The organism is Thermobaculum sp. T2p (assembly GCF_059335935.1).
The window spans coordinates 117284-140277 of the sequence record NZ_JANZYQ010000027.1 but is presented as its reverse complement, the minus strand read 5'-3'; the positions used below and the strand labels follow the sequence as shown (position 1 = coordinate 140277).

Here is a 22994-nt window from a genome sequence, read left to right as displayed (position 1 = left end):
ATCGTATATGAGGCCAGTTGATGGGGCTACCTAGGTTTAAGGCCCGGAGAGAGCTTCCCAGCCCCGGAAAAATTCAAGCTTGAGAAGCTAAAAATAAAGCGGGGAATCTAAGATTCCCCGCTCTGGTGGAGATGGGGGGAGTCGAACCCCCGTCCAGAGGCTTTGGACCGAAACATCCTACAGGCTTAGCCGATCTTTGCCTTCTCGCTTGAGTACTCCCGACCGGCAGGGTTACTCAAGCCAGCCGGATTTAGTCTTAGGCGTTCGCGCCCCGGCAAGCACTAGCGCCGCACTCCGGTTTCTCGACGCCCATCTCAGCTCCACCGGAGAGGGAGCTGAGTGGACGTAGCCGCAGCTAAATTAGGCGGCTAGAGCGTATTCTGTGTTGGCAGTTGTTTTCTTGCCCCTTCGTCACGGGGTCGAGGCATCCCCGGCCTGCAGTTTCGCGCCCTACACCCCTGTCGAATCCGGTCATCCCCATGTTTTCAAGGTGCCTATCTAACCCTATGCTTCATAGCCGCCTGGATCTCTCTTTGAGCATCCCGCTCGGCTATAGCCTGACGCTTGTCATACTCTCGCTTACCCTTAGCAAGGGCGATTTCTATTTTAGCAATTCCATTCTTAAGATACAACCTTAGAGGGACCAATGTATAGCCCCTTATCTGCTGCTTACCCGCCAAGCTAGCTATCTCTTTGCGATGCAGCAATAATTTGCGAGGTCGAAGTGGGTCATGGTTGAAATACTTCCCACTTTGTTCATAAGGAGATATATGCATGTTGTACACCCAAGCCTCGCCATTTTCGACTCGAGCATAGGCATCCCTTAGATTCACCTTGCCCTGACGTATGGACTTAATCTCACTGCCTGTGAGAGCTAAACCAGCTTCGATCTTATCTTCTATGGCATAGTCATGAAAGGCCTTACGGTTAACAGCGATAGTCTTCTGCCCTTCAGCAGATGATTGTTGAGTCTTTGACATTTCCCCTACCTTAGTGCCCCTGTTCTCTACCGAGAGTATGATGATAACACATAATGTATAATCGCTGTGATGTGGTCCAGGGATCATAACAACCAAATACTAAGATGTATTTCATTCCTGTTTATAGTATTTCTGCTCTTGATAGGCGGGGTTATCGTCCCTGTACCAACAGCTAGGGCTGCATTACCCGCATCTAACGCAGCCGTAGTCTTGCCCTATCCAGAACCTAATATAACTGCTAAATCGGCTCTAGTAATGGATCGTAAGACCGGTAAGATTCTATGGGCCTACAAACCCAACAAGAAACTCGCTATGGCCAGCACCGCCAAAATGATGACGGCCATCCTCGCTCTACAGTATGCAAATCCAGAAGAGGTCATCAAAGTATATCCTCGTGACCTTGTAGGCGGATCCACTGCTTACCTGCGTGCGGGAGAAAGGCTAACCCTAACAGATCTCCTCAAAGCGGCCCTTATACCATCCGGTAACGATGCAGCGGTAACAATAGCGGATTACATAGGACGAAAGTACCTAGGCGGAGTGGGGGACAACGGTATCCAAGTATTCGTTGATGAGATGAACGCTAAGGCACATGAGTTGGGTTTAGACCATACAGTGTTTCGGACTCCCAACGGTTTTGATGCTCCCGGACAGTACTCAACAGCCTTGGACCTAGCCAAACTGGGGAGGGAGCTGCTTGATAACCCTCTACTGTCCTCGATAGTTGGGACTTATAGGACAAGAGTAATTGGATACTTGGGGGGAAAGCCTGTATATCACACGTTGGTATCCACCAACGATCTATTACCCACATATCCTGGTATGAAGGGGATCAAAACAGGCACTACGCCTGCAGCTGGAGAGAATCTAGTATCTTACGTGAAAAGAGGCAATGTAGAGCTTATAGCGGTTGTATTAGGATCGCAAGACAGATTTGCTGATACTAGGGCTATCCTCGACTGGATGTTCAGTAGTTACTCCCTCGCAGAGTCGGTTCTACCTATAACTTCGCCGATGACTGCACATGTAAACTACCTTCAGATGTACCCTTACTATCTGGAGGCCAGAAGTGAATGAGCCTATACGTCTACACAAACTGCTCGCACAGATGGGAGTTGCGTCCAGAAGAGCAGCGGAAAAAATGATAGCTGAGGGTAGAGTCTCAGTAAACGGTCGTATCGTCAACACACCTGGAGCAATGGTCAGTCCCGAAGACGAGATCAAGGTGGATGGTAAGCTGGTACGACAGCAACCCGAAATGAGGTACATACTGCTGAATAAGCCGGCAGGCATACTGAGCACAGCAAAAGATGAACGAGGCAGAAAAACGGTTATAGACCTGCTTGGACAATCTCAACGTGTCTATCCAGTTGGGAGGCTTGATAAGGATTCTGAAGGATTGATGCTGCTCACCAATGATGGAGAGCTTGCTCAAAGGATTACTCATCCACGCTATGGTGTGCACAAGCAATATATGGTGGAGGTCGAGGGTTATTTCTCGGATAGATCGCTCCAAGACCTCCTGCAAGGTGTGGAGTTAGAAGACGGCTTTAGCAAGCCACTAGATGCCAAAATCATCAGCAGATCCCGTAACGAGAGCAAATTACTTATCACGATGGGTGAAGGTAGAAAGAGGCAGGTACGTAGGACCTTGGCAGCGCTAGGTTACAACGTAACGAGACTAATAAGAGTTGCACTGGGCCCGCTGAGCCTAGGTGAGCTTAAGCCCGGTGAGTACAGAGAACTAAGCGATCAGGAGGCAAAATGGCTAAGGAGTCAGCTGGGGCTAACTCCAGAGATATCCAACATTCAGCAAAACCACAGACAATAGCCATAGACGGACCATCTGGAGTCGGGAAGAGCACTATAGGCAGGCTTTTGGCGGACCGACATGGATATCTATTCTTCGACACAGGGGTTCTCTACCGAGCACTAGCGCTCAAGGCAATCGAGAAGAATGTAGATCCCAAAGATGAAGAAGCCCTAGCTAATATTGCATCAAGTATGAAGGTTAGCGTATTACCTTCGCCTGCAACTTCTCACTCTATGTATAAGGTAATAGTTGATGGAAGCGACGTTACCGACAGGCTACGCTCCTCTGAGGTCGAAAATATAGTCTCAATCGTATCAGCACACCCAAAAGTAAGACGATCCCTGCTGGAGCACCAAAGGCGTATAGCGAAATCTGGCCCGAGCGTAGTCGTAGGCAGAGATATAGGCACAGTAGTCCTGCCGGATGCACAACTGAAGATCTATCTAGACGCCACACCAGAGGAGAGAGCCAATCGAAGATACAGAGAGCTCCTATCTCGAGGGGTAAACACCACCTACGAGCAGGTGCTCACGGACATCCACCGCAGAGATAAGCTAGACTCAAGTAGGGCAGCCTCTCCACTAAGGGTACCTAAGGATGCAGTAGTAATAGATACTACTGGCAAGAATATCCAGGAAGTATTAGCAGAGGTGGAGCATTGGATGTAAAACATATTACAAACCGATCTCCAAAAGATCGACTCTCACATATAATAGCCCGGTGGATTATAGTCCACATAATTACCCCTCTAATGGTCAAACTGGAGATCATTGGTAAGGAAAACATCCCCAAAGAAGGGCCATTCATAGCCGCTGCCAATCATCTGAGCAACCTCGATCCTCCACTACTGATGTCGCAGTTGCCACGTGTTCCCCGAGTAATGGCTAAAAGGGAGCTCTGGCGGTTTCCAATAGCCGCAGCTTTCTTCAACTGGGTTGAAGCCATTCCTATCAAGCGTGAAGGGTACGATAGAAGGGCTCTTCGGGAGGCTGAAGAGGTATTGGCTTCAGGAAGACCTTTTGGTATTTTCCCCGAAGGCACCCGTAGCAGAACAGGCAAGCTACAACCAGGATTACCAGGAGTAGGGATGCTAGCGATACGCTCTAAAGTGCCTGTAGTTCCAATAGCATTTATAGGTACCAACCAAGTTTTCAAGGGGCGCAAATTCCACCCAAGAACTAGAATAAAGATGATCATAGGAAAACCTATTTCTCCCGAAGAGATACAGCATTTAGGAAATGCCAAAGCTGTAACAGACTACATCATGAGTAGAATAGCTCAAATGCTTCCACCAGAGATGCGTGGGGCATACTCTGAAGAAAAATTCGAGAAAGAATCTGAGAGAGATCCATCCTCTAGGGAGGAACAGAGCAATGTTTAGAGCTGCAATAGTAACCGCATCGGATCGAGGTTTTGCAGGAGTCAGAGAGAAGGACGAGAGCGCGGAAGTTATACGCGACATGTTAAAGGACCTGCCAATCGAAATCGTTTCGTATCAAATAGTGCCAGACGATCTAAACAAGATAGCCTCAACCTTGTTGACGCTATCCACCCGGGAGGACGTTCATCTCATATTGACCACCGGAGGCACAGGACTGTCACCCAGAGACGTTACACCTGATGCAACACTGCAGATCATTGACTATGAGGTACCAGGTATAGCAGAGGCAATGAGATTGGAGGGATTGAAGCATACCCCCATGTCAATGCTCTCGAGAGCAGTTGCCGGAGTAAGATCCGACACCCTAATTATAAATCTGCCAGGCAGTCCTAAGGGTGTAAGGGAATCTCTTTCTGCTGTCATACCAGCTTTAGTGCACGCGCTAGAAAAGCTCTCAGGAGATGAAGAAGATTGCTATCCACAACCAGAAAGTAACTAGAATCTCTACAATGCAGCATTAGATTTTCCATAAAATACTGTGTAGAGGAATTACTATTAGTTAAAATTTGAAAGTGGGTAGCTTATTCGGATACACTCTAGTGTTAGGTAAATATTTAGTGGGGCAAGATTGATAAGGCCCATTCATATCACGGACCTACCGTATCTAATCAGGCGCCAGCGACTCACGTCGCTAGATATGCCAGAAACCTCGGTTAGAGGCTTCTCTCCAGTAGTTTTTGCTCTCAAGTCTTCGCTATATCCCATGAGAAAGCACTACCGAGCTTTCGCCTACACTACCCCAACACATATAAGAAGCATATGCTACACCCGTACAACGCAGAACGAGGACACGCTGCACCTTATAGCCCTCGGGGATTTTGGAAATTATTCTCCTAAAACAGAAACCTACAGAGAAAAGCTGTTGTCTTCTGTGTGTGCTTGGGCTGTAAGGGAGGGCAAACAGAAGGTAGTAGCCAAAGTGGCGGAGGATGACCCTCTTGTGGAGGTATTGGTAAGTCTAGGCTTCACTAGAGTCACTGAAGAAAAAGTATTCAGCCGTGAGATATTCAATGCAGGATCCAGTTCGGCTATACCTGAAACTAGCCTAGCTGAGCAGGACATATGGGATGCATGGAGGCTCTATAACTATACAGAACCCGCAACAATAAGAAGAGCTGATGGCCTGACCCCGAGCGTGTGGAAACGCAATCATATTGAGAAGACCCAGCACAAGGAATGGATTGTGCGAGACACAGAAGGTAACCTCGCTGTATACGGTAATCTAAAAAGTGTGAAAAGAAACTATATTCTGAATTTCTTCTATGATCCAGAAATCCCAGAGTTAGAGCAGAGCTTGCGCCTAGCCCTAAACCTGGGTATCAACAAGATATCGCAAATAGGACATGTTCAGGTTTATTGTACAGTCAGGGAACATCAGGACGAATTGGAGTGTTTATTAAATGATGAAGGGTTCTCTCTCCTACATAACCAATTACGGCTTGTCCTGTACACTACAGCATTCGTCAAATCTAAAGATAACCAAACAGTACCGTCAGTCGAAACAAACCCGGCAGCCCTCCAAACAGGCTTCTTCCGGAAGAAAGATACTACACAAAAAGACGCTATAATCTAGTTATGTCAATAATGAGGTGCTTATGGTGCACGAACTGAGATACGAACACAACGAAGAATACACAGTAACAGATGATCTGGATGCCATGCTTGCGGCTATTCCACCTCGTATCAGTAGGCCTCTCAAGGAGATGCCTGACCTCCCTGACTTAATCGAGGTGGTAATGGACCTTGGCAGGCTACCTGAAGCTAGGTTTCCACATAGAGAGGTTACCCTAGGGGATAATGAGGTAACCCATGAGGATCTACGATATGTCATAAGCAGGATCGGAAGCTTTGGGGACGATAACAGAGCGGGAATCGAGAGAACCCTGCATCGCATAAGCGCTATACGCAACCGTAAGGGAGACGTGATTGGTATCACATGTCGAGTAGGCCGGGCGGTTATGGGCACGATAAACATCATCCGTGACCTAGTAGAGACCGGCAAGAGCATCCTGATACTTGGCCGTCCTGGTGTTGGTAAAACCACCATGCTGCGTGAAGTAGCAAGGGTACTATCAGAAGACCTGAGAAAACGCGTGATAATAGTCGATACTAGCAATGAAATAGCTGGTGATGGCGATATACCACACCCAGCCATTGGGCGTGCAAGAAGAATGCAGGTACCTACACCCAGCATGCAGCATGCTGTGATGATAGAGGCTGTGGAAAATCACATGCCCGAGGTGATCATAATCGATGAGATAGGTACTGAGCTTGAGGCAGCAGCGGCACGTACTATAGCTGAGCGAGGAGTACAGCTGATAGGTACAGCACACGGTAATACGCTAGAGAACCTGATGATGAACCCTACCCTATCAGATCTGATAGGCGGTATACAGTCCGTTACATTAGGTGACGAAGAGGCTAAGCGCAGGGGCACCCAGAAGAGCATCCTTGAGCGCAAAGCTCCTCCGACCTTTAATATCCTTGTAGAGATACAAGATAGAGATAGGGTAGCTATACATCCAGATGTAGCTGAGACGGTGGACGCTATCCTTCGTGGCTACGAGATCAAGCCAGAGGTCAGATGGAGAGATGCTACTGGCAAAGTACACATCGAAAGAGGAGTAGCTTCATATTTCCAGGAGCGTCCCTCCAGACGCCTCGAAAACAGGATGGACAGTGGAATCGATAGAAAAAGTGTCTCATTAACTACTGAAACTACTGAGACACAGCACATCCCAAAAAACGTCAAACAGGAAAGTGAGGAAATACCGCCCGAGGCCCAGGAACCTATAATCAAACCGAAGAAGGTCTATCCTTTCGGTGTAAGCCGCAACAAGCTGGAGCAGGCAGCTATCAGGATGGGAGTACCTATCATAATAGTCAAGAACCTTGACGAGGCAGAAGTAATCATTACGGTAGATAACTACTATAGAAAAGCTCCTCCAGCTATAAAGGATGCTGGAACTAGAGGCAAGTCTGTATACGTACTACGAACTAATAGCGCTACGCATATAGAGCGCCTGCTGTCCAGCTTGTTTCATATACCGATTCCAGTAGACCCAGTACTGTCAGCTCAATACGAAGCCGAGGAAGCAGCACAGAAGATCCTGAATGACGAGGTTCCAGCTGTCAAATTATCTCCTCAAACACACTCCATAAGGAGAATGCAGCACCAGATAGCTGAGAGATATAACCTCCAGTCACGTAGCAGCGGCAAAGAACCTTTTCGAAGCGTAACCCTCTTCAAAGGGGAGTAGGGTGTTCATAACTTTTGAAGGACCAGAGGGCAGTGGCAAAACTACTCAAGCTAGAATACTCGCCACTGCCCTTGAAACACTGCAATGTAGAGTAGTACTAACCCGTGAGCCTGGAGGCACACTCGTAGGTGAAGAGATTCGAAAGATACTGCTTGGACCTTTAGGCAAAGATCTTGACCCTAAGTGCATTCTCCTGTTATTCTCTGCCGCAAGAGCACAGTTAGTCAGGCATGTCATCAAGCCTGCAATAGACTCAGGTAAGATAGTAATATGCGACAGATACGCTGACTCCACCAGGGCTTATCAATGGGGGGGTGATGGGATACCAAGGGACGAAGTAGAAAGAGCTATACAGCTAGGGACTGAAGGCTTGGAGCCGGACATAACTTTCTACCTAGACTTAAGCCCGGAAGAAGGACTGAGAAGACGGAGAACTGATTTGTCCAGAGGGGCAGAAAGCGGCTGGAACTCTATGGATGCCAGAGAGTTAGAGTTTCATCAGAGAGTTAGAGAAGCCTACTTATCTCTGGCTAAGGAGTACAGTTCAAGGTTCTATGTAATAGATGCCACAGGGCGCATCGAAGATATCCATAGGACTATAATCGAGATCGTCAACAAGAAGCTACAATCTCGTATAGGAGGGAAGGTTTGAAGTTAGTCATTGCAATTATCAGCAGTCGAGATACCAATGCACTGCTAGATGCACTCAACCGTGAAGAGATAGGAGCAACGCTCATCAACTCAACTGGAGGATTCCTCCGAGAAGGTAACGCTACCGTCTTCATAGGGGTAGAAGACGAGCGGGTGAATAGGGTCATCACTATTCTGTCGCAGACTTGTAAAACCCGAACTCGATTAGTAAGCCCCTCGATCCCGGCTATTGAGTCTGGCGAATACTTACCTACCGGGCCTATTGAGGTAGAGGTGGGCGGCGCAACTATATTCGTCCTGCCTGTAGAAAGATACGTGCGCATATAAGTACCGAAAGTGACCACCAGCTTATACGAGCTTGTACGGCTGGGGCTGGCTCTTGCTGGGGCATTCATAGCCATGATATGGATAGCACTAGCCCTTTGGACGTACAAGGACTCGCAGAGTAGATCTAATAACATACTGGTCCCTATTCTTTCAACTATCCTAGTAGCAGCCACCTTCCTAGTAGGATGGTTGATATACTTGATGTTGCGCCCCAGCTATACCCTCGAGCAGGTACGCTTGATAAAACTCAGAGAAAGAGAATCACTTGCTAAAGTCTCCGAAGTGGAACTATGTCCAAGGTGCAAGACACGCGCACAACCGGAGTTCAAATACTGCCCAATCTGCGGATTAGATCTTAAAAGCACTTGCCCAAACTGCAGACGGTCGGTCCGAATTACATGGAACATATGCCCTTACTGTGGCCATCAGCTTGAGGACCTAGAGAACTAACAAGTCTGTGATATAGAAATAAGTTACATTATGTCTTATAATTACTGTCCACATAGCGTATATATTCCCGAGGCCGGAGGTCACATTATGCATAACACAGACACCTCCCGACAGTGCGCAATATGTGGACATCCCCTGCCCGAAGACCACTTCTATATTGAGGAACGCTGGAGCAAGAGTGAGGTAGAGAGCAGCCACATACTTCCCCTGCGACTTAGCAGGTCACAGATAGATGACCAAGGCAGATATGTGTTTTACTTCTGCCGCTGGAGGCATCTAGGAGACTTTCTCTCGGAGTGCGGCTTGACATCTACCCAGCGTAGAGAAAGGGACGAGCACGCAGACTCTACCTACCAAAAAGCCTAGATCGTCTTTAGTGCTATTCTCTTGCCTTGCAGGCGCGGAAAACTTACCGCACTCCCACCAATAAGGGGCATGGCATACTCCACAAACGCCTTTGTAACGAAATTACCCTCCGGAGAGATATACTCCTCAGGTAAAAGTTTTTGCTGGTTAGCTATCTTCTCGAGCTCTACCATACCAGGTCTACTCATATAGGGATCGTTTGATATTCGTTCTATAGTTACCATGCGATTGGTAGTGCCCTTGGTAGCTTCTTCTACAGCATATTGTCCCACCATATAAGCCTCTTCTAGATCTACCTGGCTAGCCATCGACATAGACATCCTCTGGATGGTGCCCGGTTTATCATACCGGGCCCTTAGTCCTAGATCACGACTCACAAGATCAGCAAGATAAGCTGCGGTGCCTGAGATATACTTGTGGCCGAAAGCATCTTGACTAAATACTGGGTCAACCCTAGCTATATGGTTACCGTTCTCATCTCGTACTGTCTCAGCAACTACAATCAGCACATAGCCATACTTCCGATAGCAATTCTCAACATCCTCTAGAAACCTCTCTCTAACTAACGGTCGTTCAGGTACGTATATAAGATGTGGCGCGTCTGTCTCTCTGACCTTACCGAGGATCGATGAGGCAGCTACCCATCCAGCATCCCTCCCCATAACCTCGAGGATCTTGACTGGATCTACCCTACGCATGGCTTCAGTATCTAGACCAATCTCCTGGGTAACTGTGGAGATAAACCGAGCTATGCTTCCATAGCCAGGAGAGTGATCAGTGTATGGAAGGTCGTTATCTATAGTCTTTGGCACAGCTACTGCATATAATTCATAGTTTGCTGCTTGAGCTGCTAAAGCTATCCTATGAGTCGTATCCGCGGAATCATTACCGCCTATATAAATAAAGAACCTTACGTCCAGAGAGCGTAGGATCTGTAGAGCTCGATCTATATCGTCATCAGAGAGTTTGTAACGATTAGAACCTAGTGCAGCAGATGGTGTTTTCTTGATTTCTTCCCATACACTCTCAGGCTCAGCCCGCAAGTCTACGACCTCGCCACGAAACAAACCTTCTACACCATGTAACATACCGTAAACTTCCCCGACAGCAGGATTCTTCAGGGCCGCCTGAACCACTCCAACCAAACTAGAGTTTATCACCGCCGTACAGCCACCAGATTGACCTACTATCAGGTTACCTTTTACAGCCAACTTTACCTCCGCTCTTCAATAATCTTATGGCAGCATCCACTACAACCTCGGGATCTATATCTCCAAGATCCTGGGCTTGAGAAACGCTACCCATTTTATGCCCTACATATAGAGAAGGCTTCGGCCTGTTAGGTGCCCTTATACACATAGAGGGCGGTGCACCTATTTCCTCACACGGGCCCCAAGCCTTCTCATTAGTGGGCCCCCATAGCGAGACTATCTTAGTACCCACAGCCTCAGCCACATGCATAGGACCGGAATCGGGACCTATATAAAGGTCGCATCTAGAAAGCACTGCAGCTAGAACTTGCACGCTAGTCTTACCAACTAAGTTTATCAGCTCCGTCCTTGAGACCTTGATTACCTCCTCGGCCCCTCCTAGTTCTTCAGGACCTCCAATAAGGATGAAGCTACCACCCAGAACTTGATGTAGTTGATCAATCACTTTGGCGTAAAGCTCCGCACGCCATGCGCGTCCTGGGATCCATCCTCCCAGACCATGGTGCACAGCTATTAATGGTCTAGCTGTGTTAGTTCCTAATAATCTATCAGCCTTGGCATAAGCCTCCGGACAGACCTTCATGCTCAAACTGCCACCACTTGCACAAGGCGCCAATGCTAGTACTAAATCTCTCCAATAAGCTCCCTCACATTTGGCTCCAAAACCCTGGTCAGGCAGGGAAACATTGAGAAACCATCCTCTACCATTATCAATACCAACCCTAAGAGACGCACCTGATGCAATTGCTATCGAGAACAACTTAAGAGTACCTAGAAAAGTAGTCATATGATGGGCAAAAATGACGATATCGTAGTGTCGTCTGTATACGGACCATAAAAGCTTTATCCAAGCGATGATCGACCAAGGCGTGAAAGCTCTAAGACCTTCTATGAGCTTCCGATCAAATGTTATTACCTCGTTGACTCGTTCATCACAGACAAATACCTCAGCTCCAGCACTACCAATTAAAACATCTATGCTGTATTCGGGCAGGCAAGAGCTAGCTGCATCCACAGCAGCAGTTAATATGACTGTATCGCCCAGATCTCCTAGTTTGACGATAAGTAGACGCCTGTTCAAATACTATTCACTCCCAGGCCAGTCGCCTAGAGCAAAGATAAACTTCCCCTCAGTAGTGACGGTATCACCCACCCTGGCTACTCCTTTACCTGTACCAATCTTTCCCCTGACCCTGTCCAGAACCACCTCAAGAGTAAGTACATCTCCGGGCTTAACTGGCTTTCTGAACCTCACATCGTCTATACCTGCAAAGTAGGCAAGCTTGCCCCGGTTTTCCTCCATTCCAAGTATGGCCACAGCACCCACCTGAGCCAAAGCTTCCACCTGTAACACACCTGGCATTATAGGCATACCAGGAAAGTGCCCTTGAAAGTAAGGTTCATTGGCACTGACGTTTTTAATACCTACCGCACGGACTCCATATTCTATCTCGATAATTCTATCTACCAGGATGAATGGATATCTATGGGGAATTATTTTCTGTATTTCTTCAGCTTCAAGCACAGTAACCTCCAAACGCTATTTCTTACAGGACCATTCTAGGGATCTGTACTTGTCGTTTGCCAGTTGCCCTGCGAGCTGTCTTTCGTAGCTCGTGAGGTCACCTACATACAACTGTAACTGCCAGACAAGACTGAACCCCTCAATCAGGGCTTTTTCTACGTCTTCTCTTTCGGGTATATAACCAAGCACCTCCTGTAGGCAGGTTGCCCTGTTTTTGCTGGACTGAAAAGCTAATAGTCTAGTATCGTTATCCGGAAAGCTCAGCCCCATAAACAGCTTATATTGAGGATCCAGCAGTGGTATCGAACCATGTTGGAGAAGGGCTTTCCTTGTCCTAGTCTGAGCGCTACCTATCAGCTTACGTCCCATATAAGTTGGCTCGTATTGTGATGGTATTGTAGAACAGGCAGGATTAGTCCTAAGCAACCTGGTATCACCCTTAGGGGCAAGCTGTACATCTGCTCCCAGGAGTCTTAGACCAGCAACCAGGCAAGAGGATATCTTCCTGTAACTCTCGGTTACTGAACCGCTCACCCGTTCATCAGATAGAGGCGCTGCTATACTATACGTAACTTCACTCGTGCTGTGATAAAGCGCTCTACCTCCGGTAGGCCGTCTTACCCACGTTATACCGGGAACAGATCTTGCATCCTCGTTTAGGTCAGAATATGGTTGAAATCTTCCTAATGAGTAGCAGCCAGGTAACCAACCATAGATCCTTATAGTAGGAGGAGACTTGCCTTCATCTACGGCCGCTAGTATGGCCTCATCTATGCCCATATTGGTAGCCCCATCGCAAGCACGATCTAATATCAGACGCCAGCTTTGCATGACAGAAGGTGTACTCCTATAGGAATTCCCTTCGCACTATCGCATCAGCCACAAGGCACACGTCAAGCATCTGCTCAACATCATGCACCCGCACTATATCAGCTCCAGCAGCAATGGAAAGTGCTACGGTTGCGGCCGTGCCGAACTTTCTCTCCTGAGGATCTTTACCGGTTATCCTGCCGATAAACCCCTTCCTAGAAGTGCCTATCAGCACAGGATAACCCATTGACTTGAACTCTCCAAGACGAGCAATTATCTCCAGATTATGCTCGATAGTCTTCCCGAAACCTATACCAGGGTCTATAATTATAGACTCCCTACGCACCCCTGAATCCAGCGCCCTATTCACCCCGGCTTCCAGTTCAGAATAGATCTCGCTGATGAGATCCTCATATTGAGGATTGTCCTGCATATCTTTCGGTGTGCCCTTCATATGCATCACAACCACACCAGCTTCATAAGCAGCTACCAGCTTGGCCATTTCTGGATCGCGCAGGCCAGATACATCGTTGATGATATCTGCTCCTGCTTCCAGAGCAGCCTGTGCAGGCCTCAAGCGGTAGGTATCCGCTGAGATAGGGACATCAGTCATAGGCCTAATCCGAGATATCAGGTCTTTGAGCCTGCTTGCTTCCTCTTCCTCTGGGATAGGTTCTGATCCCGGCCTGGTACTCATCGCGCCTATATCGATAATATCTGCTCCTTGATCTAAAAAAGTTTCCACCCGAGATACTGCAGCTGATACATCCTCCAAGCCGTCGCCGGAGAAAGAATCAGGGCTTATATTGACAATCCCCATAACTAGGGTGCGAGATCCTAGCTCTATAGTCTTGTCCCTAGCGGATAGCACACTAGGTGTATTCATCCTTAGGACATTACGAATCTGCCTTGAAAGGTCTTTATAGGAACTGGCTAAACGCCCAGCCCACCATTCACATCTCTGAGAGCTGCCTATCACCAGGGCTCCCTCTTTTCCACTCAAGACAGTGAGCCCTTCATTCTCAGCATATCTGAGAATGGCATCATCTAAGCTTTTTTCCGACAACACTTTGAGAACTACAGGCTGGTAATCTTCTTCCGTACTGATCGTTGCCCCCAACCTGCTAGCCTCAGCCCTAATGACATCTGGTCTTGGGGTTATTCTACGAACAATAAATTTCATCGGTTTCCCTCTGGCGGGCAGTATACCATAACTAAATGACAGACATGCACTTAGTTGACTAACCATAAGCTGTAGACCAATAATTGCTCCACAAGGAGGTGGCAAGTGTACAGGAATAGGATAGAAAGAGCTCAACAAGTAATGAGAGATCGCGGGATAGATGCTCTGATTCTAGGGCCAGGATCGGACCTCCTATACCTCACTGGTTACAACATTCATCCAAGCGAGAGGTTGACCGCCCTGCTAGTCTTTGCACATGCCGACCCTAAGCTATACATTCCTGAGCTGGAGGCAAGCAGGATTACTGCCCCATCACTAAGCCTTGTAATTTGGAAGGAATTAGAATCTCCTACCAAATTAATCTCAAAAGAGCTAGCTGCAAAGGGGGCAGGGACGATAGCAGTAGGGGACCAGCTATGGAGCATCTTCCTCCTAACATTACAGGAAGATATAAAGCATGTTAGGTGGATACCTGCAAGCACAATACTCGCACCGATGAGACTGATAAAGACCGCCGAAGAGATAGAGCTCATGAAACAGGCTGGCAAGTTGGTGGACCGTGTATGGGAAAGGATCTTGACGATTGATCCCAGGGGACTCACCGAACGTAAGATGGCTCAGATAGTATCTGATTTGCTCTTAGAAGAAGGCGCCGAGGATATAGCTTTTAACATAGTAGCCTCTGGGCCTAACAGCGCTTCGCCACACCACTCTCCTTCTTCCAGGGTGATATCAGAGGGGGACATGGTCATATTCGATTACGGCGGTCCTTTGATGGGCTATAACTCAGACATAACTCGTACACTACATGTTGGGAGAGTTGACGAAGAAGAGCTGAAAGTTTACAACGCTGTTAAGGAAGCACAGCAGCTAGCCTTCCTAGCAGTGAAACCAGGGGCTCCAGCGGGAGAGGTAGATAGGGCTGCTCGGGATCACCTCAGATCGCTGGGGTTAGACAAATTCTTCATACACCGTACTGGTCATGGACTAGGATTGGATGTACATGAGCCGCCATACATAACTCCAGATAGTGATCTACAGCTTCAAGAAGGTATGGTCTTTAGCATCGAGCCCGGGGTATATATCCCTGGTAAGTTTGGAGTCAGGATAGAGGACATAGTGGTAGTAACGCAACAAGGTGCCGAGCGTTTAAACCTGGCAACAAGAGAGCTCATAGAAGTCTAGTCCTGATATGTGCTTGTATTGGGGGAAGGCAGGATAGATACGCTAACAGCAGACCTTACACGTACACGGTGATAAACTAATAAGTTACAATTCAATTGTTGATTACGAGGGATTAAGCATGTTGCTTCAACCCAATTGGTACATCTCTTGCAGAACTAGGCCTAGTTTCGTAACCCTATGACCCATAGCATTAGGAGGGGTCGACCATGGCGCAGAAAACGAATACCGAGCTTGAAGAAGCCATAAAAAGATTGATCGCCCTTGGGAAGAGCAAGGGGCATGTAACTGAAAGAGATGTCTTCGAGCTTGTTCCCGAGGCCGAAGATAACATTGAGTGCTTTAACCAAGTTAGTGATGCTCTCATTCAGGAAGGGATAGAGGTTCTTCCCGAAGAAACCACAGAAGCAGAAGCTAGCCCAGAGGAAGATCTGGATCAAACCCTAGAAGAACTAGAGAATGATGGGTATCTCACTGACGCTGTCAAGATTTACCTTCGAGAGATAGGATCTGTACCTCTTCTTACTCCTGAGGAGGAGATCGAGCTAGCTAAGAGAATAGAGAAGGGCGATACCGAAGCTCTACAAAGGTTCGTGCTGGCAAACCTTCGTCTAGTAGTAAGTATAGCCAAGAGATACGTAGGGCGAGGTCTGCCTTTGCTAGACCTAATACAGGAAGGCAATATCGGTCTGATGCGAGCCGTTCAAAAGTTCGACTGGCGCAAAGGACACAGGTTCAGCACATACGCTACTTGGTGGATTAGGCAAGCCATTACACGTGCTATAGGTGATAAGTCCAGAGAAATCAGGCTTCCGGCTCACATAAATGAAGAACTTAATAGAATTAACAGGATAAGGCAGCAGCTCTCACAGACCGTAAATCGCGAGCCCACGCCTGAAGAGATCGCGGAGAGGGCTGGCACCAGCCCAGAGCGAGTAAGAGAACTTCTTGGGTACTTACAGCAACCTGTATCTCTCGATACACCTGTTGGTGAGGAAGCAGATAGTACTCTTGGGGAGTTTGTCCCTGACGTTCGAGCCAATCCTGAGGAAGAAGCTACTGATGAGGTACTCAAAACCGAGATGGATAGAGTGCTGGATGAAGTGCTTACCCCTCGCGAGAAACGCGTGTTGCAGCTAAGGTATGGGCTTGGTGATGGTCATACTTATTCGCTAGAGAAAGTAGGGAGAGAACTAGGAGTTACCCGCGAGCGAGTGAGGCAATTAGAGAAGCAGGCACTTGAAAAACTCCGCAGAGGGCCCGCTATAAGAAAGCTCGCCGAATATATGGAGGAACGTTGATACTCATCTGGAGGTATAGGCATAGTTGGCCGCACACAAGACTCAAGTAAGGGTAAGATACGCACATACTGATCAAAGTGGTGTTGTATATCATACACGTTACATAGAATGGTTTGAAGCAGGTAGGTCAGATGCAATGCGTGAGCATGGTATGCCCTACAGTGAAATAGAATCTTTGGGCATTCTGCTACCCGTAATAGAGGTCTATGCGCGTTACCATAAGCCTGCTGTATATGAACAGCTACTCGATATCTGGACCTATGTGGGAGAACTCACAAGGACTAGAATCAGATTTGACTACCGAATTACTCTGGCCGAACAAAATGAACCATTAGTCACAGGTTATACGGTACATCCCTTCATAAGCAAGGATAACAAGGTACTTCGGCTGGACCGTATGCCCGAGTTATGGCAAAGGCTACAGGAAGCTGCACGAGAGCTTTCTTACGATGCTGTACATTGATGTCCTTTGACCCAAAGGAATCTTCATGTCTCAAATGAACACAGTTCAACGCATCTTCGGAACAACCCTAAGGCAGGTTATATTCCCCGCGCTGTATAACTGTCTAGCTGTTATATATGATCCAATCAGTTTTTTAGTATCCGCTGGACAGTGGAACACATGGCGACTATATGCTCTAGATTACATACGAGGCAAAGAGGTCTTAGAAATAGGTTTTGGCACAGGCAGGCTGCTTGCCACTCTGTACTCACTTGGTTACTCCGTAACAGGCATTGATCCTTCCACTAGAATGCATGCTCTGGCTAAAAAGAGGCTGCCAGAAGAGCTCACAAACTCTAGACTTATAGTCTGCAGGGTACAAAAGATGCCATTTCCTGATGCATCTTTTGACACGGTAATCAGTACTTTTCCTACGGAATATATCCTGGAGGAAGATACCTTCAGAGAGGTTCATCGCGTCCTTAGGGAAAACGGCAGATATGTGATAGTGCTCTCGGCAGAGCTGCTGCCGACGAGTTGGTACAACAGGGTACTTATCAAGGTATTTAGTATTCTTGGATACAACACATGTCCAGCTCGTATCTACGATAAAGTTCCTTACAGAAAGTATTTCGTAGGCAGACGCATTACGCGGCAAAACAACAAGAGCCTTGTCCACATGCTGGTCCTCGAAAAGCTCTCCAATTAGACATACTCTCAAGAGATCCCAAACCAGCCCTAAGACAATGGCATGTATATTGCAAAATTCGATTCTATCAAGCTTTCTTTACAGCACCCATTGAAGCCGGTAAGTGAGGTACATGGAGGATTCGAAATGGCAAATGTTGGATATTCCCTCTCATGTGAGGAACACAGACCTAACGACCTAATAAGATATGCCAAGATGGCAGAAGAGGCAGGGTTTGAGTTCGCCCTTATCTCAGACCATTTTCACCCTTGGACGGACAAACAGGGGCAAAGCCCTTTTGCATGGAGCGTACTTGGAGGAATAGCACAGGCAACAGACAAGCTGATACTTGGGACTGGAGTTACCTGTCCCATTTTGAGATATCATCCTGCAATCATAGCTCAAGCTGCAGCCACGATAGCCGATATGATGCCTGGTAGGTTTTTCCTGGGACTAGGCACAGGAGAGAACCTGAACGAACACATACTCGGACAGCACTGGCCTGAACCAAAGATAAGGCTGGATATGCTCCAGGAGGCCGTAGAGATCATAAGAAAGCTATGGGAAGGAGGATACAAAAGCCACTACGGGAAGTACTTTAAGGTAGAAAATGCACGTATCTATACCTTGCCCGAACAGCTCCCTCCGATAATGATCGCCGCATCTGGCACTCATAGTGCACAAGTGGCAGCTAGCATAGGTGACGGCTTTATAGGCGTTGGCCCTAGTAGCAAACCCATTGATACCTTTAACAAAAATGGTGGTGCAGACAAACCTAAGTATGGGCAATTGACCGTCTGTTGGGCGGAGAGCACCGAAGAGGCTATCAAAACAGCCTATGAATGGTGGCCTAATGGAGCTCTGAAGGGCGACTTGACCCAAGAACTACCCTTACCAATTCACTTTGAGCAGGCAGCTAGTATGGTGACCGAACAGGATGTAGCCAAGTCGATAACGTGCAGCTCAAATCCAGAGGACCATTTAGCAGCTATACAACAAATGTTGGACGCAGGCTATACCCACGTATATGTACATCAAGTGGGACCTAATCAAGAGGGGTTTATAAGATTCTATCAGAAGCATATTTTTCCAAGATTACAGTAGCCCCCTCTATTCCGATCCTCCTAATCAATAGCAAAGCAGTCGGGGGATATTTGGCTGCATTTACTATTGATTTATTTCATAAATGTTGTATGCTACTAACTATTCTCAAGCTGGATAAGGGGAATTTAAAAAGCGAGGGGTTAGAAGATGAAAACAAAAGCAAGGTTGTGGATTTGGTTAGTAGTATGTCTAGCCATAGCGCTGTCCGGTTTTTCGATCTCGTATGGGAAACAAACTTCGGATAGCACTACTAGTAAACCGAGTTACACCACCGAATACGCACTGGTTCAGTTAGTTGGAGATCCACTCTCAACTTATTCAAAGACTAAGCCACCTCAGGGAAAGAAGATAAACTTCAATAGCTCGCAAGTCAAATCATACCGAGCTTTGTTAGCAGAGAGAAGGAACGAATTCAAGAGCTGGTTACGAGAGAATGCACCTAGTGCTAGAGTCACAGGAGAATATGACCTCGCACTCAACGCAGTAGCTGTGAAACTAAATGGGACAAGCCTAGAAACAATACGTAAGTCCCCGCTGGTACAGAGTGTTGAGTACGAGGGCCTTTACTATCCTACAGATGCTAATGATCCAGATCTCAGCATCATCAATGCACAACAGGCGTGGGCACAAGGCGGTGGGCCAGCTAATGCTGGAGAAGGCATCAAGGTAGCCATAATTGACTCTGGAATAGACATAAACCATCCATGCTTCAACGACGCAGGATATCCACAGCAAAGACAGTTAGGTGATACCAGGTTCACCAATAACAAGGTCATCGTAGCCAAGGTATTTTATAACAAGGCTAAGGTACAGGGACTTACACCAAAAGCCATCGATACTCACGGCACCCACGTAGCTGGAACCGTAGCTTGTAATCTGGACACACCTGCAAACGTCAATGGCGTCGACATTCCCTATAGGGTATCAGGTGTGGCTCCAAGGGCTCTACTGGGCAACTACAACGTCTTCCCTGGCACGGTTGGTAGTGCTAGATCAGAGGACATACTAAATGCCCTGGAAACAGCCTATAGAGACGGATTCGATATAGCTAATATGAGCTTGGGAGGCGGCTACAGAGGAGTTCAGGATCTACTGACCCAAGCAGTTGATAATCTAGATCGTGCCAATATGGTGATAACGGTGTCGATGGGCAATAATGGCCCAGGATACTTCACAGGTGGTTCTCCAGGGTCCGCTGAAAGGGCCCTCACAGCAGGAGCCAGCACTGTGCCTCATTTTGTGGGAGCACCTGTGACTGTAGATGGTAAGGGAACCTTTGGTGCTGCTGCAGGCGATTTCGCCACAGTATCAGAAGATCTTACAGCACCTCTTGCTGTAGTTACATCCAATGGCAATCTCGATACGGCATGTACGGTACCTCAGCGCGATCTGTCGGGACAGATAGCATTGATATCTAGAGGCGTATGTTCCTTCTCTACTAAGATCAGAAACGTACAACAGGCTGGAGCTATAGCAGCGCTAGTGGCCAATAATGTAGCCGGTGACCCAGTAGCTATGGGGCAGGACGGCACACCCAACCAGCCAACCATACCCGCCTATATGATCTCGAGAGGGGCCGGCCAGGAGCTTCTGGATGCTGATGGTAATAGCACTACAATATCGGCTTCCCTAAGCTACTTCCTTACAGATAGCGTGGATATCATGGCGGGCTTCAGTTCGTGGGGACCGACCAGGGTCGATTACAGAATCAAGCCAGATGTTGTGGCTCCTGGGGTGAACGTGCTGAGCTCCATACCTGGCGATTGCGGAGATCTGGGCTGTTGGGCGTTCTATCAAGGAACCTCAATGTCAGCTCCACATCTAGCGGGTTCTGCGGCCGTGATCAAGAGCCAGCATCCAGATTGGAGCTCATGGCAGATCCGGTCCGCCATCACAAACACAGCTAATGATGACGTGCTAAAGGATTACATAGACGGTACTACTATAGTCAGAGATTCCCTGATCCGAGGTGCCGGTCGCGAAGATCTGCTGGCTGCTGTAAATGCCAAGGTAGCTCTAGATCCAGTAAGCATAACCTTTGGGCTCGTACCATCAGGATCTGGGCAAAGCAGCAGCAAGACAGTCACTATAGCTAATATAAGCGGTACTACATTAACAGGACTTAGCGTACAGATTACTGATGTGACTGGCAGCGGGGTGACTTATACTGCCAATATCTCCAGTTCTACACTGGCAAATGGAGATCAGGGCAGCATTAGGGTGAACATGAAAGCTAGTAAAGGAGCTCCTACTGGTTTCCACGAGGCTACGCTCCGGATATACTCAAACGGTGTCGAAATAGCTCATGCTGAGATACTTACTGTAATAAAGTAAGTCGTTTGTTGTAAAATAACTGCAGGGCACTACCATAAGGTAGTGCCCTGCAGTTATTCGGGGGCATAGAAACAACCCAAGGATAATTACAATGTCAGACTACGTAGTACCTTCGTCCACAAGAATAGGGCATGTCCACCTTAAAGTCTCGGATCTTGAAAGATCTCTCTGGTTTTACCAAGAGCTACTAGGATTTGAACTCGTAGCCAAGATGGGATCAAGTGCAGCGTTTCTTTCTGCTGGTGGATATCACCATCATATAGCCATAAACACTTGGGAGAGTCTCGGTGGCACTCCACCACCATTAGGATCTACAGGTCTTTATCACTTCGCTATCAACTACCCCAAGCGGAAAGACCTGGCAATTATCTTTGAAAGGCTATTGCAGTATAACTGGCCAATAGATGGTGCCTCAGATCACGGTACCCACGAAGCCATATACACCCATGATCCAGACATGAACGGCATCGAGCTAGCATGGGACCGTGATCGAACCGAATGGCCAACAACAAACGGTAAGATATACTTCTACACTCGACCACTCAATGTAGACAGCCTGTTGTCCGAAATCCAAAAGTAACAGTCAATATCGGCTATCCTTCAGGCATATCTCTTGCTAATATTTAGTCACGAACTAAATAATATAAAGGAGGATCATATATGGAGGATGCCGCCAAACTGATACTACGCCTCACCACTGGATCCCTGGTGGCTGGTCATGGTGCCCAGAAGCTCTTTGGACTGTTCGAGGGCCCCGGACTTGAAGGTACTTCCGGTTGGTTGGAGTCTATGGGACTAAAGCCAGGCAAGGCTTGGGCCTGGCTTGCAGGGCTTGCTGAGTTTGGTGGGGGCGCGCTCACAGCATTAGGCCTTATGAATCCTCTGGGGCCATTAGGAATTATAGGTGCCATGTCTATGGCAACAGCCAAAGCTCACTGGGGTAAGCCCATCTGGGTTTCAGCAGGAGGAGCGGAACTGCCGGTTACAAATATAGCAGTAGCTACTGCTATGGCCCTTGCGGGACCAGGCAAGTACTCACTTGATCACGCACTAGGGATAAAGCTTCCTAGGTGGATCTTTGCTGCAGGGCTTGCAAGCATACTGAGCACCGTCGTTTATGCCAAGATTACTAGTGAGATGCTGGCTAGCCAGCAAAGTGGACAACAGGCTCAAGAAACCAAGCAAGAGCAAGCTGCCGAATAGATTCCAAAAATACGAGCAGGGTATTGTGCATTCTAGCTTACCTGCTCGTATTTTATTCCTGACTATATAGGAGGAAGCTTGGGCCTACTAGGCAAATCAGGCAAATCAAGATTATTCGCGTAATCTTCCGGGGTCGAGGCTCCCTTGGTAGATCCTGTAACATCTGGTTCGTGGAACTCAGGAGTAGAAGTATCCGGCAAACGATGATAATGATCACCCCAAGCTACGTGCCCTTCAGCAGGCTTGATCTTGATCTCTCCATCAAGAGAATTAGATCCAACTGAGTGCTGCCTCTCGATCTCTCTAAGAACCTTTTCGACCTCATCCTCAGAACTCTCAGTAGATGTTGCCTCTTCGTTAGCTGAAGAATATATGTCCGCTGGAGGATCTTGAGAGGCAAGCTCCTCAGAACCAGACTGGAAGGATGACTCTTGGTATATGGGGTTCTCCTCTTCGATTAGCTCAGCCTCTACCTTTTGTGTATCTATATCCTCATCGAGCACAGAGTTATTAGAGTGGTTATAGTTATTGTCGCCATACCTTGGCTCATCGTTCAAAGAAAGGCTGAGCTCGCGAGTCACGCTATCGGTAGCGCTTCTAAACTCTCTTATCATACGCGCAACCGTCCTGCCGGCCTCAGGAAATTTCTCTGGGCCGAGAACGATAAGCGCGATTATAACTATTACCAACATCTCCATAGGGCCGATACCGAACATAGGCTAC

At 47.7% G+C, this 22994-nt stretch carries 26 protein-coding genes and 1 other RNA gene; 19 read left to right on the top strand and 8 right to left on the bottom strand.

The genetic code is table 11. The features are described 5' to 3' along the window. Positions 1 to 123: 123 nt before the first annotated feature. Both ssrA and smpB read right to left on the bottom strand, forming a co-directional pair. Positions 124 to 479: a transfer-messenger RNA gene (ssrA, locus tag N2245_RS13020) on the bottom strand. A gap of 15 nt (positions 480 to 494) precedes the next feature. Continuing rightward, positions 495 to 980, bottom strand: a complete 486-nt coding sequence (gene smpB, locus N2245_RS13015; protein ID WP_012874643.1) for an SsrA-binding protein SmpB — start codon at positions 978 to 980, stop codon at positions 495 to 497. A 138-nt stretch (positions 981 to 1118) separates the two neighbouring features. Here smpB and N2245_RS13010 point away from each other — a divergent pair, with 138 nt between their 5' ends. The 11 genes from N2245_RS13010 to N2245_RS12960 all read left to right on the top strand — a co-directional run bounded on the left by N2245_RS13010 (position 1119) and on the right by N2245_RS12960 (position 9288). Next, complete coding sequence (locus N2245_RS13010) at positions 1119 to 2057, top strand: D-alanyl-D-alanine carboxypeptidase family protein (RefSeq protein WP_494537159.1); 939 nt, start codon at positions 1119 to 1121, stop codon at positions 2055 to 2057. After that, a complete protein-coding gene (locus tag N2245_RS13005) occupies positions 2050 to 2811 on the top strand; it encodes a pseudouridine synthase (RefSeq protein ID WP_494537158.1) in 762 nt (253 codons plus the stop codon). Before N2245_RS13010 ends, N2245_RS13005 begins: the two co-directional genes overlap by 8 nt. After that, a complete protein-coding gene (gene cmk / locus N2245_RS13000) occupies positions 2745 to 3461 on the top strand; it encodes a (d)CMP kinase (RefSeq protein WP_494537157.1) in 717 nt (238 codons plus the stop codon). The genes N2245_RS13005 and cmk overlap by 67 nt, the downstream gene beginning before the upstream one ends. After that, entirely contained in the window at positions 3452 to 4174 is a 723-nt protein-coding gene (locus N2245_RS12995) for a lysophospholipid acyltransferase family protein (protein WP_494537156.1), read from the top strand. Before cmk ends, N2245_RS12995 begins: the two co-directional genes overlap by 10 nt. Beyond that, positions 4167 to 4673, top strand: a complete 507-nt coding sequence (locus N2245_RS12990) for a MogA/MoaB family molybdenum cofactor biosynthesis protein (protein WP_494537155.1) — start codon at positions 4167 to 4169, stop codon at positions 4671 to 4673. The genes N2245_RS12995 and N2245_RS12990 overlap by 8 nt, the downstream gene beginning before the upstream one ends. A gap of 198 nt (positions 4674 to 4871) precedes the next feature. Next, complete coding sequence (locus N2245_RS12985; RefSeq protein ID WP_494537154.1) at positions 4872 to 5807, top strand: hypothetical protein; 936 nt, start codon at positions 4872 to 4874, stop codon at positions 5805 to 5807. Between the two features lie 22 nt (positions 5808 to 5829). Continuing rightward, the gene (locus N2245_RS12980) at positions 5830 to 7494 is read left to right on the top strand and encodes a R3H domain-containing nucleic acid-binding protein (RefSeq protein ID WP_494537153.1); all 1665 of its coding nucleotides are present in this window, start codon (positions 5830 to 5832) and stop codon (positions 7492 to 7494) included. Position 7495: 1 nt separating this feature from the next. Then, positions 7496 to 8146: a dTMP kinase gene (tmk, locus tag N2245_RS12975; RefSeq protein ID WP_494537152.1), complete on the top strand. Its 651-nt coding sequence runs from the start codon at positions 7496 to 7498 to the stop codon at positions 8144 to 8146. Further along, positions 8143 to 8472 (top strand): cyclic-di-AMP receptor, encoded by a 330-nt coding sequence (locus N2245_RS12970; RefSeq protein WP_012874634.1) that lies wholly within the window; start codon positions 8143 to 8145, stop codon positions 8470 to 8472. Before tmk ends, N2245_RS12970 begins: the two co-directional genes overlap by 4 nt. Positions 8473 to 8544: 72 nt before the next feature. Beyond that, complete coding sequence (locus tag N2245_RS12965) at positions 8545 to 8922, top strand: zinc ribbon domain-containing protein (RefSeq protein WP_494537176.1); 378 nt, start codon at positions 8545 to 8547, stop codon at positions 8920 to 8922. A gap of 87 nt (positions 8923 to 9009) precedes the next feature. Then, positions 9010 to 9288, top strand: a complete 279-nt coding sequence (locus tag N2245_RS12960; RefSeq protein ID WP_494537151.1) for a hypothetical protein — start codon at positions 9010 to 9012, stop codon at positions 9286 to 9288. Here the strand turns inward: N2245_RS12960 and N2245_RS12955 are convergent. The 5 genes from N2245_RS12955 to folP are packed head-to-tail and all read right to left on the bottom strand — an operon-like array spanning position 9285 to position 14017. After that, entirely contained in the window at positions 9285 to 10499 is a 1215-nt protein-coding gene (locus N2245_RS12955) for a 6-phosphofructokinase (RefSeq protein WP_494537150.1), read from the bottom strand. The genes N2245_RS12960 and N2245_RS12955 overlap by 4 nt on opposite strands. Beyond that, on the bottom strand, positions 10483 to 11580 hold the full coding sequence (locus N2245_RS12950) for a glycosyltransferase family 9 protein (protein ID WP_494537149.1): 1098 nt from the start codon (positions 11578 to 11580) through the stop codon (positions 10483 to 10485). Before N2245_RS12950 ends, N2245_RS12955 begins: the two co-directional genes overlap by 17 nt. A 3-nt stretch (positions 11581 to 11583) precedes the next feature. Continuing rightward, a complete protein-coding gene (gene fabZ, locus N2245_RS12945) occupies positions 11584 to 12024 on the bottom strand; it encodes a 3-hydroxyacyl-ACP dehydratase FabZ (RefSeq protein ID WP_494537148.1) in 441 nt (146 codons plus the stop codon). A 15-nt stretch (positions 12025 to 12039) separates the two neighbouring features. Then, on the bottom strand, positions 12040 to 12855 hold the full coding sequence (locus N2245_RS12940) for a lipoate--protein ligase family protein (RefSeq protein ID WP_494537147.1): 816 nt from the start codon (positions 12853 to 12855) through the stop codon (positions 12040 to 12042). Between the two features lie 16 nt (positions 12856 to 12871). Then, positions 12872 to 14017 (bottom strand): dihydropteroate synthase, encoded by a 1146-nt coding sequence (gene folP / locus N2245_RS12935; RefSeq protein ID WP_494537146.1) that lies wholly within the window; start codon positions 14015 to 14017, stop codon positions 12872 to 12874. A 105-nt stretch (positions 14018 to 14122) separates the two neighbouring features. Here folP and N2245_RS12930 point away from each other — a divergent pair, with 105 nt between their 5' ends. From N2245_RS12930 to N2245_RS12895, 8 genes are all read left to right on the top strand, one after another. Next, the gene (locus tag N2245_RS12930; protein ID WP_494537145.1) at positions 14123 to 15202 is read left to right on the top strand and encodes a M24 family metallopeptidase; all 1080 of its coding nucleotides are present in this window, start codon (positions 14123 to 14125) and stop codon (positions 15200 to 15202) included. Between the two features lie 206 nt (positions 15203 to 15408). Further along, a complete protein-coding gene (locus N2245_RS12925; protein ID WP_494537144.1) occupies positions 15409 to 16500 on the top strand; it encodes a sigma-70 family RNA polymerase sigma factor in 1092 nt (363 codons plus the stop codon). Between the two features lie 25 nt (positions 16501 to 16525). Then, positions 16526 to 16963, top strand: coding sequence for an acyl-CoA thioesterase (locus tag N2245_RS12920; protein ID WP_494537143.1), 438 nt, complete (start codon positions 16526 to 16528; stop codon positions 16961 to 16963). 34 nt (positions 16964 to 16997) lie between these two features. Then, positions 16998 to 17651 (top strand): class I SAM-dependent methyltransferase, encoded by a 654-nt coding sequence (locus tag N2245_RS12915; RefSeq protein ID WP_494537142.1) that lies wholly within the window; start codon positions 16998 to 17000, stop codon positions 17649 to 17651. Positions 17652 to 17777: 126 nt separating this feature from the next. Then, positions 17778 to 18734 (top strand): TIGR03557 family F420-dependent LLM class oxidoreductase, encoded by a 957-nt coding sequence (locus tag N2245_RS12910; RefSeq protein ID WP_494537141.1) that lies wholly within the window; start codon positions 17778 to 17780, stop codon positions 18732 to 18734. Between the two features lie 147 nt (positions 18735 to 18881). Next, positions 18882 to 21068 (top strand): S8 family serine peptidase, encoded by a 2187-nt coding sequence (locus N2245_RS12905; RefSeq protein ID WP_494537140.1) that lies wholly within the window; start codon positions 18882 to 18884, stop codon positions 21066 to 21068. Between the two features lie 91 nt (positions 21069 to 21159). Continuing rightward, positions 21160 to 21648: a VOC family protein gene (locus tag N2245_RS12900; protein ID WP_494537139.1), complete on the top strand. Its 489-nt coding sequence runs from the start codon at positions 21160 to 21162 to the stop codon at positions 21646 to 21648. Positions 21649 to 21728: 80 nt separating this feature from the next. Continuing rightward, positions 21729 to 22271 carry a DoxX family protein gene (locus N2245_RS12895; protein ID WP_494537138.1) on the top strand — a complete coding sequence of 181 codons (543 nt, stop codon included), beginning with the start codon at positions 21729 to 21731 and terminating at the stop codon, positions 22269 to 22271. Positions 22272 to 22333: 62 nt separating this feature from the next. On the opposite strand, the gene tatB is transcribed toward N2245_RS12895, so the two are convergent. Beyond that, positions 22334 to 22987, bottom strand: coding sequence for a Sec-independent protein translocase protein TatB (tatB, locus tag N2245_RS12890; RefSeq protein ID WP_494537137.1), 654 nt, complete (start codon positions 22985 to 22987; stop codon positions 22334 to 22336). Positions 22988 to 22994 lie beyond the last annotated feature (7 nt).